This is a genomic window from Azospirillum oleiclasticum (assembly GCF_013423485.1).
Taxonomy (GTDB): domain Bacteria; phylum Pseudomonadota; class Alphaproteobacteria; order Azospirillales; family Azospirillaceae; genus Azospirillum; species Azospirillum oleiclasticum.
On sequence record NZ_JABFFR010000009.1, the window covers coordinates 245616 to 258434 of the forward strand.

The 12819-nt window shown below is 70.0% G+C and carries 16 protein-coding genes; 10 read left to right on the forward strand and 6 right to left on the reverse strand.

What is annotated here, in order from left to right:
* Positions 1-20: 20 nt before the first annotated feature.
* The gene (locus HL658_RS13110) at positions 21-707 is read left to right on the forward strand and encodes a hypothetical protein (protein ID WP_180282413.1); all 687 of its coding nucleotides are present in this window, start codon (positions 21-23) and stop codon (positions 705-707) included.
* Positions 708-715: 8 nt separating this feature from the next.
* On the opposite strand, the gene HL658_RS13115 is transcribed toward HL658_RS13110, so the two are convergent.
* A complete protein-coding gene (locus tag HL658_RS13115; protein WP_246337545.1) occupies positions 716-2041 on the reverse strand; it encodes a pentapeptide repeat-containing protein in 1326 nt (441 codons plus the stop codon).
* A gap of 358 nt (positions 2042-2399) precedes the next feature.
* Between HL658_RS13115 and ffh the strand changes: the two genes are divergently transcribed.
* The 5 genes from ffh to rplS all read left to right on the forward strand — a co-directional run bounded on the left by ffh (position 2400) and on the right by rplS (position 6050).
* Positions 2400-3800 carry a signal recognition particle protein gene (gene ffh, locus HL658_RS13120; RefSeq protein ID WP_180282415.1) on the forward strand — a complete coding sequence of 467 codons (1401 nt, stop codon included), beginning with the start codon at positions 2400-2402 and terminating at the stop codon, positions 3798-3800.
* Between the two features lie 77 nt (positions 3801-3877).
* Positions 3878-4225, forward strand: coding sequence for a 30S ribosomal protein S16 (gene rpsP / locus HL658_RS13125; RefSeq protein ID WP_180282416.1), 348 nt, complete (start codon positions 3878-3880; stop codon positions 4223-4225).
* A 33-nt stretch (positions 4226-4258) separates the two neighbouring features.
* Positions 4259-4828, forward strand: coding sequence for a ribosome maturation factor RimM (gene rimM / locus HL658_RS13130; RefSeq protein ID WP_180282417.1), 570 nt, complete (start codon positions 4259-4261; stop codon positions 4826-4828).
* Positions 4825-5655 carry a tRNA (guanosine(37)-N1)-methyltransferase TrmD gene (gene trmD, locus HL658_RS13135; protein WP_180282418.1) on the forward strand — a complete coding sequence of 277 codons (831 nt, stop codon included), beginning with the start codon at positions 4825-4827 and terminating at the stop codon, positions 5653-5655. The genes rimM and trmD overlap by 4 nt, the downstream gene beginning before the upstream one ends.
* A gap of 5 nt (positions 5656-5660) precedes the next feature.
* Complete coding sequence (gene rplS / locus HL658_RS13140; RefSeq protein WP_180282419.1) at positions 5661-6050, forward strand: 50S ribosomal protein L19; 390 nt, start codon at positions 5661-5663, stop codon at positions 6048-6050.
* Positions 6051-6183: 133 nt separating this feature from the next.
* Here the strand turns inward: rplS and HL658_RS13145 are convergent, their stop codons facing one another.
* Positions 6184-6366, reverse strand: a complete 183-nt coding sequence (locus HL658_RS13145; RefSeq protein WP_180282420.1) for a hypothetical protein — start codon at positions 6364-6366, stop codon at positions 6184-6186.
* A 28-nt stretch (positions 6367-6394) separates the two neighbouring features.
* On the opposite strand from HL658_RS13145, the gene HL658_RS13150 reads away from it, so the two are divergent.
* The 3 genes from HL658_RS13150 to HL658_RS13160 are packed head-to-tail and all read left to right on the forward strand — an operon-like array spanning position 6395 to position 7278.
* Complete coding sequence (locus HL658_RS13150; protein ID WP_180282421.1) at positions 6395-6598, forward strand: hypothetical protein; 204 nt, start codon at positions 6395-6397, stop codon at positions 6596-6598.
* A gap of 55 nt (positions 6599-6653) precedes the next feature.
* A complete protein-coding gene (locus HL658_RS13155) occupies positions 6654-6962 on the forward strand; it encodes a hypothetical protein (protein ID WP_180282422.1) in 309 nt (102 codons plus the stop codon).
* Positions 6963-7020: 58 nt separating this feature from the next.
* Positions 7021-7278, forward strand: a complete 258-nt coding sequence (locus HL658_RS13160; RefSeq protein ID WP_246337547.1) for a hypothetical protein — start codon at positions 7021-7023, stop codon at positions 7276-7278.
* Between the two features lie 7 nt (positions 7279-7285).
* Here HL658_RS13160 and HL658_RS13165 read toward each other — a convergent pair whose 3' ends face one another.
* Positions 7286-7783, reverse strand: a complete 498-nt coding sequence (locus tag HL658_RS13165) for a helix-turn-helix domain-containing protein (protein WP_180282423.1) — start codon at positions 7781-7783, stop codon at positions 7286-7288.
* Positions 7784-8048: 265 nt separating this feature from the next.
* Entirely contained in the window at positions 8049-9443 is a 1395-nt protein-coding gene (locus HL658_RS13170; protein WP_180282424.1) for a M20/M25/M40 family metallo-hydrolase, read from the reverse strand.
* A 133-nt stretch (positions 9444-9576) separates the two neighbouring features.
* Between HL658_RS13170 and HL658_RS13175 the strand changes: the two genes are divergently transcribed.
* The gene (locus HL658_RS13175; RefSeq protein ID WP_180282425.1) at positions 9577-10179 is read left to right on the forward strand and encodes a CatB-related O-acetyltransferase; all 603 of its coding nucleotides are present in this window, start codon (positions 9577-9579) and stop codon (positions 10177-10179) included.
* 7 nt (positions 10180-10186) lie between these two features.
* Here the strand turns inward: HL658_RS13175 and HL658_RS13180 are convergent, their stop codons facing one another.
* Positions 10187-11761, reverse strand: a complete 1575-nt coding sequence (locus HL658_RS13180; protein ID WP_180282426.1) for a cisplatin damage response ATP-dependent DNA ligase — start codon at positions 11759-11761, stop codon at positions 10187-10189.
* Entirely contained in the window at positions 11758-12807 is a 1050-nt protein-coding gene (locus tag HL658_RS13185) for a ligase-associated DNA damage response exonuclease (protein ID WP_180282427.1), read from the reverse strand. The genes HL658_RS13180 and HL658_RS13185 overlap by 4 nt, the downstream gene beginning before the upstream one ends.
* Between the last annotated feature and the right edge of the window lie 12 nt (positions 12808-12819).

A 12819-nucleotide genomic window follows, 5' to 3' on the forward strand; every position in this document is an offset into this window, starting at 1 on the left:
TATAAAAGTTGGTGCCGACGATGACCGCACCCGACGGCTTCTCCTTCGATCCGCTGCCCGGCGCGGCGGAAGGGGTGGCGTTTCCAGGTGCCAGCGTTTCGGCCGGCACCGCCCTGCCGGGCGCCACGGTCCAGCAGCCGGTGCCCTGCGATCCCGGCTTCGCCCGGCGGGTGGCGGAGCTCGCGGCCCGGCGCGGTGGCACCCCGACCGCCATCGCCTCCGCCGCCCTGTTGCTGGGCTCCGCGGCGGCGGAGGACCCCGGCCCCGGCCCCGGTGTGCTGGTGTTGCACCTGCCGCGGCGGGAGGATCCCGCCGCTGTCCGCCGCGCGCTGGCCGCGGCGCTGGACCTTGCCGAGGGGGCGACGGTCCCGGCGGCGCAGGCCGACCGGCTGCGAAACCGGGTGGAAACGCTGGAATACCGCGCCAAATCGCTCGCCAACGCGCTGGAGCGGGTGTCCTTCCGGCCGCTGGACGGCGGCGTGCGCGAGGTGCGGGACGCCGCGCAGATCTTCGGGTTCGGGAACGAATGGTGCTTCGACGAGGATCGCGTCGTCCGCCGCTTCCGCGAACTGGCCCCCGTCTACCACCCCGACACCGGCGTGGTCGCCTGCCGCGAGCGCATGGCGCAACTCATCGAGGCCCGCAACCTGCTGATCCGCCACGTGCGCGTGGCGTACCGGGCGGGAGCGTGGCGGCACCGCGGATAGGCCGTCCCCTACTCCCGCAGCCCGATCACCTCGGCCAGGGTGGCGCCATCCAGCACCGCGCCGTCCAGGTCCGCCCCCGTCAGGTCGGCGCCGGTCAGGTCCGCCTCGCTCAGGTTGGCGCCGGAAAGGTCGGCGCCGACGAGGCTGGCCCCGGACAGGTTGGCCTTGCGTAGGTCGGCCCCCTTCAGGATCGCCATCCCCAACCGCGCGCGCTGCAGGTTGGCGCGCCAGACGTGGCTGCTCGATGCCTGGATGTGGACGGGGCCGAGCTGGGCGCCGGTGAGGTCGGCGTTGTTGAGGGTCGCCCGCTCGAAATTCACCCCGCGCAGGTCGGCGCGGGTGAAGTCGGCCTTGCGCAGGTCGCTGAGCGACAGGTCGGCTATCGCCAACGTCGCTCCCGACAGCGATGCCCCGCGCAGTGTGATGCACTGGAGCACCGCGGCCGACAGGTTCACGCCGTCAAGCTTGCGGCCGGACAGGTCCACCGTCGACAGGTCCGCCCGCCGCCCTGACTTGCCGCCGCTTTCGATCCAGGCGAGATGGCTGCGCAGTATGACCGTCAGCTCCGCCTCCGGGTTGTCGAGCCCCTTGGCAAGCACCGCCCCTTGCAGGTTGGGGGAGCGGAGCTGGGCCGAATCCAGGATGGCGCCGATCAGCACGGCGTTGGTGAAGTTGGCGCGGCTGATGGCGCAGCCGGTCATCACCGCGCCCGACAGCTTGGCGCCGGTCAGATTAGCCTCCGACAGGTCGGCGTCGGTCAGGTCGCAACCGGTCAGGTTGGCGTTGGTCAGGTTGGCGCGCATGAACTTGGTGCCGCGCAGGATCGCGTCGGTCATGTCCGTCTGCATGACGAAGGCGTTCGCCACCTTCGCCCGCGACATGTCGGCCCCGCGCACGTTGGCCGAGGTCAGCTCCGCCGTCAGCACGCCGTTCTCGAAGCTGTGCTCGCGCATGCTGCCGTCCTGGTAATGCAGCAGCGTGCCGTCGCGCAGGTCAACCTCCACCAGCACCGCCTCGGTCAGCACCGCACCGCGCAGGCAGGCGCCGCGCAGGTCGGCGCGCCGCAGGTCCACCTTCTCCAGGTTGGCGAGGCGCAGGTCGGCGGCGTAGAGGTTGGCGTTCTGCAGGTTGGCGCCGGTGAGCTTCGCGCTGAACAGCTTGGCGCCCGACAGGTCGGCGTCCGACAGGTCGATTCCGCTGAGGTCCAGGTGCGACAGATCGCGCAGCTTCAGGTTCGCGCGCACCCCGCCCGGCTGGCTTTTGCGGAACGCCTGGTGCCGCAGAAGGATGGCGTTGAGCTGGCTCTGCGTCAGCTTTCCGCTCTGCGATCCCATTCCGAGTTCCTGACCGGCCGGCATAAAGAGACACCCTGCTACGTTGAGCGACCGATTGTGACGTTCATGCGCAAAAAAAGGGTTAAACCCCGGTAAGGCTAATGCGGCACGGCAGCAACTGCGATACGACCTTGATCCTATGAAGTCGCGATCAAGGGGCTGCGGCCGGCGCCTTGATCGCGCGTGTTGACTCCGACGCCGCCACCGCCTAAGGTCTGCGTCCCTGCCCCGTCGAGCCGATCGACACGGGCGCTCCCCGATCAGGGGAACGTCTCCGCCAGTCCGCGAGTGTCGCGCACTGGCGCGATTGTGCTTGGAGCGGTGGTGGGGAAGGACCCGATTTTAGGACATCGCACGCATGTTCGAAGGCCTGACCGGACGCCTGGGCGACATCTTCGACAAGTTGCGCCGCCGCGGCGCGCTGACGGAGGAGGACGTCTCCGCCGCGCTGCGCGAGGTGCGCGTGGCGATGCTGGAGGCCGACGTCGCCCTGCCGGTGGTGAAGGACTTCGTCACCCAGGTGCGCGAGCGCGCCGTGGGCAAGGAGGTGCTGCGCTCCGTCACCCCCGGCCAGCAGGTCATCAAGATCGTCCACGACCATCTGGTCGAGATGCTGGGCGAGGGCCAGGACATCAACCTGAACGCCGCCCCGCCGGTGCCGATCCTGATGGTCGGCCTGCAGGGCTCGGGCAAGACCACCAGCACCGCCAAGATCGCGCTGCGCCTGAAGACCAGGGACCGCAAGAAGGTCCTGATGGCCTCGCTCGACGTGCGCCGCCCGGCGGCGCAGGAGCAGCTGAAGGTGCTGGGCGAGCAGACCGGCGTCGCCACCCTGCCCATCGTGCCCGGCCAGGATCCGGTCGCCATCGCCCGCCGTGCCATGGACACCGGCCGGCGCGAAGGCTACGACGTGGTCATGCTGGACACCGCCGGCCGGCTGTCCATCGACGAGGAGCTGATGGCGGAGGTCGCGGCCGTCCGCGACGCCACCAAACCGGTCGAGACGCTGCTGGTCGCCGACGCCATGACCGGCCAGGACGCGGTCACGGTCGCCACCAACTTCAACGACAAGGTCGGCATCACCGGCATCATGCTGACCCGCGTGGACGGCGACGCCCGCGGCGGTGCCGCCCTGTCGATGCGCCAGATCACCGGCAAGCCGATCAAGCTGCTGGGTGTCGGCGAGAAGATCGACGCGCTGGAGTCCTTCCACCCCGACCGCATCGCCGGCCGCATCCTCGGCATGGGCGACGTGGTCAGCCTGGTGGAGAAGGCGGTCGAGACCATCGACAAGGACGAGGCCGAGAAGCTCGCCCGCAAGATCGAGAAGGGCCAGGGCTTCGACCTCGACGACATGGCGTCGCAGTTCCGGCAGCTCCGCAAGATGGGTGGCATGTCCGGCCTGATGGGGCTGCTGCCGGGCGTCGGCAAGATCAAGGCGCAGCTCAAGGACGCCAAGATCGACGACGGCATCCTCAAGCGTCAGGAGGCGATCATCTCCTCCATGACCAAGAAGGAGCGCAAGAACCCCGACCTCATCAAGGCCTCGCGCCGCAAGCGCATCGCCGCCGGCTCCGGCACCACGGTGCAGGACGTCAACAAGCTGCTGAAGCAGTTCGACGACATGCGCTCGATGATGAAGAAGGTCCAGAAGCTGGGCAAGCAGGGCATGCTGCGCGGCGGCATGCCCGGCCTCCAGAACCTCCTCCCGCCGGGCTTCCCCGGCAAGGGCGGTGGCGGTGGAGGCTGGCGCCCGTAACCCCCATTCCCGCCCGTGGGACCTTCCCGCGGGCCGGGTCACCGTTCGAACCACCAGACAGGAAAGCGTACCGACCAATGTCCCTGAAGATCCGTCTCGCCCGTGGTGGCGCCAAGAAGCGGCCGTTCTACAGCATCGTCGTGGCCGACGCCCGCAGCCCGCGCGACGGCCGTTTCATCGAGAAGATCGGCACCTACAACCCGATGCTGGAGCGCGAGCACCCGCAGCGCGTGGTGCTGAACGGCGAGCGCGCGAAGCACTGGCTGTCCGTCGGCGCCCAGCCGACCGACCGCGTGGTGCTGTTCCTGGCCAACGCCGGCCTGGTCGAGAAGCCCGCCTTCCGCGAGACCCCGAAGAAGTCCGCGCCGAAGGCGAAGGCGCAGGAGCGCGCCAAGCTGGAAGCGCAGCGCGCCGCCGAGGGCTGAGCGGGGCCTTCCCCTCGCCATTGAGCACACGCCATGTCCAGCACCAGGGTCTGCGTCGGGCAGTTCGCCGGGGCGCACGGAGTCCGGGGTCAGGTGAAGCTGCGCAGCTTCACCGGCGACCCGGAGGCTGTCGTGTCCTACGGCCCGCTGTCCGACGAGGAGGGGCGGCGGAGCTTCCGCGTGTCCCTGACCGGCACGGCCAAGGATGCGTTCCTGGCGCGCGTCGAGGGTGTCGCGACCCGCGAGGCGGCGGAGGCTCTGACCGGCCTGCGCCTCTATGTGGATCGCGCCGCCCTGCCCGACACCGGTGACGCGGACGAATTCTACCACGCCGATCTGATCGGGCTGCGGGCCGAGTTGTCCGACGGCACGGCCTTCGGCACGGTGAAGGCGGTCTTCGATTTCGGGGCCGGCGACATGCTGGAGATCCGCACCGCCGCCGGCACCCTGGACCTGCTGCCCTTCACCCGCGCCTGCGTGCCGCTGGTGGATGTGAGGGGCGGACGCATCGTCGTCTCCCCGCCGGAAACGGTGGAGGTGAAGCCGGAGGGCAGCCGCGGACCCGGCGACGAGGTGGAGGACGGGGCGGAGGATCAGCCGTGAATCACGGCGCTTCGGGTCCCTGCGTCTGGACCGTGAAGGTGCTGACGCTGTTCCCGGAGATGTTTCCGGGCCCGCTCGGCCACAGCCTGGCCGGGAAGGCTCTGGAAAATGGTGTCTGGGCGCTCGAAACAGTGGACATCCGCGGTTTCGCGCGCGATAAACACCGCTCCGTCGACGACGCCCCTTTCGGTGGGGGCGCCGGTATGGTCATGCGTCCCGATGTCCTGGATGCGGCGCTTGCCGCCGCCGCGGGACGGCCGGGCGACGAAGGCCGCGGCCGGGTCTTGTACCTGTCGCCCCGCGGCCGGGTGCTGGACCAGACGCTGGTCAAGGAGCTGGCGGCCACCCCGGTGGTCACCATCCTCTGTGGCCGGTACGAGGGGGTCGACGAACGGGTGCTGGAAGCCCAGGCGCTTGAGGAGGTCAGCCTCGGCGACTTCGTGCTGTCCGGCGGCGAACCCGCGGCGCTGTGCCTGATCGATGCGGTGGTGCGGCTGCTCCCCGGTGTCATGGGCAACGAGGCGACGGCGGGGGAGGAGAGTTTCGAACGGGGATTGCTGGAGTATCCCCACTACACGCGCCCGGCGGTGTGGACCGACGCGGCGGGTGTGGAACGACCGGTGCCGGACGTCTTGCTGTCCGGTCACCACGAACGGGTTCGCGCCTGGCGGCTGGCCGAGGCGGAGCGGATCACACGGGCCCGGCGGCCCGACCTGTGGTCCCTCCACGAGGCACGCCGCGAGGCGTCGGTGAAGAAACGGGGTCGCCGACGCGCCCCATTGGATGATGACGGGTCCGCCGAGAGGCGCACCGAAGACAAGGGGTGAGTGTCATGAACCTGTTGCAGAAGCTCGAGCAGGAGCAGATCGAGAAGGTCCTGGGGACCAAGATCATCCCGGAATTCTCGCCGGGCGACACCGTGCGGGTGAACGTGAAGGTGGTCGAGGGCTCCCGCGAGCGCGTGCAGGCCTATGAGGGCGTGTGCATCGCCCGCAAGAACGCCGGCGTGAACTCCTCCTTCGTCGTGCGCAAGATCAGCTACGGCGAGGGTGTCGAGCGTATCTTCCCGCTCTACAGCCCGCGCATCGACTCGATCGAGCTGGTCCGCAAGGGCGACGTCCGCCGCGCCAAGCTCTATTACCTGCGCGACCGCCGCGGCAAGTCGGCCCGCATCGCCGAGCGCACCACCGGCCGCGGCATGAACGAGAAGACCGGAAGCTAATCTCCCGTTGTCAGCCGTTCCATGCGAACGCCCGCCGCGGGATGCCGCGGCGGGCGTTCGCGTTTGCGCGTGACCGCACCGGCCTCCCGGCCTGGCCCCACGGTCAAGGGCCCCACGGTCAAGGGCCCCACGGTCAAGACTCAATTTTACGAAAACTCAACTTATCACAGACATCGTTCGTGTGCCGGCAATGCCCGCCGGCGTTCGCCATCACCCTGGCACCGGACGGACGAAGACTCATGCCGACAATGACGGTGTCGCTGACGCCGAATGCCCAAACGACCGCGGTGATGACCGCCAAAACGGCGCGGATCACGTTCCAATCCCTTCGAGCCCGGCTCTGGGTGGCGGCCCTGTCCCGGACCTCGTCCACGGTCTCCATTCCCTGGCACTGCGGCAACAGCCTGGCGCGCTTCCAGTCCGGCCTGACGGTGCGGATGCGGAAATCCGTCTATGGCGGCTACATCCTGGTCGCCGACGGCAGCATCGTCGATTCGGGCCGCACCCACCGCTTCCGGAACCTCGTGATCGGCAGCTACACGCCCTGACACGTCCCGCCGCCCCACGGTTCGCGGATGCACGCCACGCAACGGACGAGACCCCATGGCGACGACCACCACGACGCTGACGATGAGCACCCAGGCGAAGGCGACCACCAGTTCCTCATCCGCCACCGTCCAATGCCTGATCAACACCATGCTCTATTGGCAGGCGAACGTGTCGGACAGCTACAGCACGGCGACCTCGACCAGGGACTACGGGAACGGTACGGCCACCTACAAGAGCGGCTTCAAGGTGACGTTCAAGCGGACCTCGTCCGGCGGCTACAACGTCTACGCCACCGGGACCATCATCGACTGTGGCGACACCTACATGCTCACCAACTTCCCGATCGGCAGCTATCCGGGCTGAGGCACGCCCACCGGCCGCCGCTGCCGCGCGGCTTGCGGTTCCGGAGCCGGTGTGCCACATGGGGGCCATGCCACCCGCCATCTTCAAGCCCTTCCGCATCCAGTTCGCCCGCCCCCGCGCGATCCGCCCCGGCCGCTCCGAGCGCGACGTGCACGCCGAGGCGCTGAAGCGCTTCGTGTCCGCCAACGGCATGGCCGGCGACCTGCACTCCATCAACCCCTCCTCCGCCTACGGCATCCTGGAGGTCCACTGCACCGAACGCCTCGCCCGCCGGGTGATGGACATGCCGGAGGTGGAAACGGTGATGGAGGGGTGAGGCGGGGTTACCCCAGCACGTCCTCGACCGCATCCGGGTGACGGTCGATCACCGCCAACAGGATGCGGCTCGACCGATCCGGGGCGTAGCGGCCCTGTTCCCAATTCTGGACGGAATCGAGATCGAAGCAGAAGCGCGTCGCGAATTCCGCCTGCGTCAGTCCAAGACGGCTGCGGATCGCCTTCACATCGACCCGCGACGGCGGCTGCGGGACGCTCGCGGCAACGCCGAGCCTGCCCAGAGCGGCAGCCAGTTCCGCCGGCTCCGGGGCCGAGGACAGCAGGATCGGGACTGGGCCGCCATCAGCCAGCCTCGTCACCACCGCATGAGCCTTCCTCAGGCCGAGCCCCCACCCGGCAAGGGTCCGGATCAGGGTCACCGGCTGATCGACCGCCCCCGCCAACCGCAGAACCACACGGACGGGGGAACCGGATGGGGCTTGGCGTTCGCCCGCGGTATCGTCCCGTCGTTCGAGTCGCTCCCTGAACGACAACTTCGCGGACATTGGCAACCTCCAGCAGCTTGCGACCGACGGCGTTCAGCCCGGCCCGACCCAGCACACCCGGGGCCAGCCCTTCGACATGGGCCTGATCGACAACCAGCACATCTCCGACGACCGACAGGTTGCCGGCAATCCGTAACACCCCGCGGGGTGTGGCAACCGTGATGATCGCCACCGGCCACTCGGCGTCGTCGAGATCGACCGTTATGTCGTCCCTATCCCACATGCTTATATAGTACGCGTGGCGCGGAGTGCTGGCAAGGTTGGGTCAGCCACCCAACGCCGCGAACCTCCCCAGCATGGCGACGTGGGAGCGGATGCCGTTGTGCAGGCAGCGCAGCTCGAACTTCTCGTTAGGGGAATGGATGCGGTCGTCCTCCAGCCCGAAGCCGACGAGCAGCGAGTCGTAGCCCAGCTCCTTGCGGACGTAGGTGGCGACGGGGATGGAGCCGCCGCTGCCCACCAGCACCGCCGGCCGGTCGAACACGTCGCCCATCCCGTCCAGCGCCGCGCGCAGGAAGCGCGAGCCCGGCTCCACCCGGTAGGCGGGGGAGGCGCCGAAATGGCGCAGCTCGATGCGCGCGTCGGCCGGCTTGCGCTCCTCCAGGAAGCGGCGGAAGCCGTCGAGCACGGCCATCGGCTCCTGCCCCGCCACCAGCCGGAAGGACACCTTGGCCGACGCCTGCGCGGCGATCACCGTCTTGGAGCCTTCGCCGGTGTAGCCGCCCCAGATGCCGTTGATGTCGGCGGTCGGGCGCGACCACAGCCGCTCCAGCGCCATGCGCCCGGCCTCCCCCATCGGGGTCGCGAGGCCGACGCCGCCGAGGAAGGCCGCCTCGTCGAAGCCCAGCCCGCGCCACATCGCCAGTTCCTCGGCCGAGGGGTCCTCGATCCCGTCGTAGAAACCCGGCACCTGCACGCGCCCGTCGGCGTCGTGCAGCCCGCCCAGCAGCCGGGCCAGCGCGTTGATCGGGTTCAGCACCATGCCGCCGTAGAGGCCGGAATGCAGGTCGCGGCTGGGGCCGTGCAGCGTCACCTCGGTGTAGAGCATGCCGCGCAGGCGTGTGGTGACGGCGGGGGTGTCGATGTCCCAGGCGTTGGTGTCGGTGATGACGCAGACGTCGGCCTTCAGCTCCTCCCTGTTGGCCTTCAGGAAGGGAACGAGGCTGGGGCTGCCCGTCTCCTCCTCCCCCTCCAACAGGACGGTGACGCGCACCGGCAGCGTGCCGTGCACGGCGACCCAGGCGCGGAACGCCTCCAGGAAGGTCATCACCTGGCCCTTGTCGTCCACCGCCCCGCGCGCCACCACGCGCCGGCCGCGCTCGGCCTCGACGATGGCCGGCTCGAAGGGCGGGCTGGTCCACAGCTCCAGCGGCTCCGGCGGCTGCACGTCGTAATGGCCGTAATAGAGCAGATGCGGGCCGTCCCCACCCGGCCCCGGATGGTGGGCGACCACCATCGGGTGCATCGGCGTGTCGCGGATCGTGGCCTCGAAGCCCAGACCGGCCAGCTCCGCCCGCATCCACTCCGCCGCCCGCCGCACCTCGCCGGCGTAGGCCGGATCGGTGCTGACGCTGGGGATGCGCAGCAGGTCGCAGAGGCGGGACACCGACTCCTCGAAGTGTCGGTCGGCGTGGGCAAGGACGGAATCGACGGGCAGCATGACGGCCTTCGGGTTGGATGCGGTCGTTGCACCGAAGATGGACCGTCGCGGCCTGGAGCGCCAGAGGCCGACTGTTGCGCTGGGCCGCGCGCCTGCGTAACCATCCGTCCCACGCACCGCTGGAGCCCACCCCATGACCACCATCCGCCACGAGCACGACCGGCGGCCGGACGACCTCCACCTCATGTACAACCGGAAACTGAGGCTGGACATCGGCGCCTTCACCTACATCGACGGGCCGCTGACCATCCGCTGGTTCGAGGAGCGGACGACCATCGGCATCGGCCGCTACTGCTCCTTCGCGGAGGGCGTCGAAATCATGGCCGGCGGCGACCACCACATGGACCGGGTCTCCACCTACCCGCTCGTCTTCCTCACCGACCTGTGGCCGGAGTTCCAGGACGCCGAGGACGACACGGTGCGGCTGAAGGGCCCCATCTCCATCGGCCATGACGTGTGGGTCGGCAACGGCGCGCTGATCCTGCCGGGGATCACCATCGGCCATGGCGCCGTCATCGGCGCCCGCGCGGTGGTCACCAAGGACGTCGAACCCTACACCGTCGTCGCCGGCAACCCCGCCCGTGCCATCCGCAGCCGCCTGCCACCGGAGGACGTGGCCTTCCTGCTCGACCTCGCCTGGTGGAACTGGGACCACACCCGCCTGCGCCGCCACGGCCGCCACCTGTTCATGGGCCGCGTGGCGGAGCTGCGGGAGGCGCTGGCGGGGGAGGGTTAGGGGCGGGTCACCCCACCACCATCGCCTCCAGCGTCTCCACCCGGTCGGCTTCCTGCGGGGGTTTGTCCCAGCGGATGCGGTGGATGCGGGGGAAGCGCATGGCCAGCCCGCTCTTGTGGCGGGTGGAGCGGTGGACGCTGTCGAAGGCGACCTCCAGCACCAGCCCGGCGGAGACCTCGCGCACCGGGCCGTAGCGGCGGGTGGTGTGGTTGCGGACCCAGCGGTCGAGTTCCGCCAGCTCGGCGTCGGTGAAGCCGGAATAGGCCTTGCCGACCGGCACCAGCTCCTCCCCCCGCCACGCACCGAAGGTGTAGTCGGAATAGAAGCTGGAGCGTTTGCCGTGGCCGCGCTGGGCGTACATCATCACGCAGTCGAGCGTCAGGGCACCACGCTTCCACTTGAACCACGGTCCCTTCGGACGCCCCGACACGTACGGGCTGTCGGCCCGCTTCAGCATCAGCCCCTCGATCCCGGCGGCCCGCGCGCCGTCTCGCAGGTCCGCCAGCTCGCCCCACGAGGCGAAGGGCACGAGGGGGGAGAGGTCCATGCGGCGCGGCGCGTTGGCCTCCCGCCACGCCTCCAGCCTTGCGCGCCGTTCCTCGAAGCCCAGCGGGCGCAAGTCTTCACCACCGTCGAACAGCAGGTCGTAGAGCCGCACCCAGGCCGGGAAGTCCTGGAGCATGCGGGCGGTGGGGGATTTGCGGTTCAGCCGCTGCTGCAGGTCGTTGAAGGGCGCCACCACGCCGTCGCGCGCCACCAGCAGCTCGCCGTCCAGCACCGCGTCGAACAGCATGTGATCGAGGATGTCGGGAAAGGCGCCGGAGATGTCGTCGCCGGTGCGGCTGTAGATGCGCTTCTCGCCACCGCGGGAGACGAGCTGCACGCGGATGCCGTCCCACTTCCATTCCGCGCGGTAGGCGGTGGGGTCGAGCCCGGCCGCGTCCTCCTCCTCCAGCGGGGTGGCCAGCATCAGCGGGCGGAAGCCGGCCCCGGCCGACGCCTCCGGCGGGCCGGCCTTGCCCTCCAGCCACGCGAAGAGCGGCTCATAAGGCGGGGTCAGCCCGTGCCAGCACTCCTCCAGCGCATCGACCTCCACCCCGCCCCACTCGGCGAGCGCGGTCTTGGCGAGGCGGGCGGACACGCCCACCCGCAAGGATCCGGTGATCAGCTTCAGCAGCGCGAAGCGGCCGGACGCGTCCAGACTGTCCAGCCAGCCCTCGATCAGCCCCATCACCTCGGCCCGGCGCGCGGTGCGCAGGGCATCCACCACCTCGGTGAGGGAGGGCGGCTGACTGTTGGCGCGTTCCGGCCGCTCGGGCCAGATCAGCGCCACCGTCTCGGCGAGGTCGCCCACATAGTCGTAGGACCAGCCGAACAGCACCGGGTCCACCCGCTCCATGGCGAGCTGGCGGATGGCGGCGGGCTTGGCCTCGGCGAAGCTCAGGCTGCCGGTCAGGGCGGCCAGCGCCCAGCCGCGGTCGGGATCGGGGGTGGTGGCGGCGTAGTCGGCGATCAGCCGCATCTTGCCGTTGCGCGACGGCATGAAGACGAGGCCGTCCACCAGCTCGGCGAAACGCTTCACGCCCCCTCCTCCTCGAAGCCGACCAGGGCCAGGGCGCGGGCGCGGATGCCGCGGCCGGTGGCGTGGTGGACCAGCGCCTCCTCCCGACCGTGGGTGACCCAGACCTCCGGTGCGCCGACATCGTCCAGCGTTTGCACCAGCTCGTCCCAGTCGGCGTGGTCGGAGATGACCAGCGGCAGCTCCACCCCGCGCTGGCGCGCCCGCTGGCGCACCCGCATCCAGCCCGAGGCCATGGCGGTCACCGGATCCGCCAGCCGCCGCGCCCAGCGGTCGGCGATGGCGGACGGCGGGGCCAGCACGACGGCCCCCTTCAGATCCTCCTTCGCCGCCACCGTCGCCGGCCGCAGCTCCCCCAGCTCCACCCCCTGCGCGCGGTAGAGGTCGCAGATCGGCATCAGCGCGCCGTGCAGATAGACCGGCCGGTCATAACCGGCGGCGCGCAGCAGCGTGATCAGCCGCTGGCATTTGCCCAGCGCGTACACCCCCACCACATGGCTGCGCTCGGGGAAGACGCGCAGCGAATGCAGCAGCTTGGCGATCTCCCCCAGGTCCGGCGGGTGGCGGAAGACCGGCAGGCCGAAGGTCGCTTCGGTCACGAACACGTCGCAGGGCACCGGCTCGAACGGGGCGCAGGTGCGATCATGCGTGCGCTTGTAGTCGCCGGACAGCACGATCCGGGACCCGCCATGCTCGATCACCACCTGCGCGCTGCCCAGCACATGGCCGGCGGGGACGAGTCGCACCGTCACGTCGCCGATGCGGATCGTCTCGCCGTAGGCCAGCGGCTGCCGGCCGGCCCCGGCACCCTCGCCCAGCCGCTCCCGCATGATGGCGAGCGTGCCTGGGGTCGCCAGCACCTTGTCGTGGCCGGGCCGGGCGTGGTCGGAATGGCCGTGGGTGATCACCGCCCGCTCCACCGGACGCACGGGATCCACGTAGAAGCCGCCGGGCTCGACATACACACCCTCCGGGAGGATGCGGATCCAGCGATCGGGGTGGAGGCGGCCTGAATTGGGAGGGTCTGGGGGTAGGCGCGGCGGGATCATGCGCGCTATATG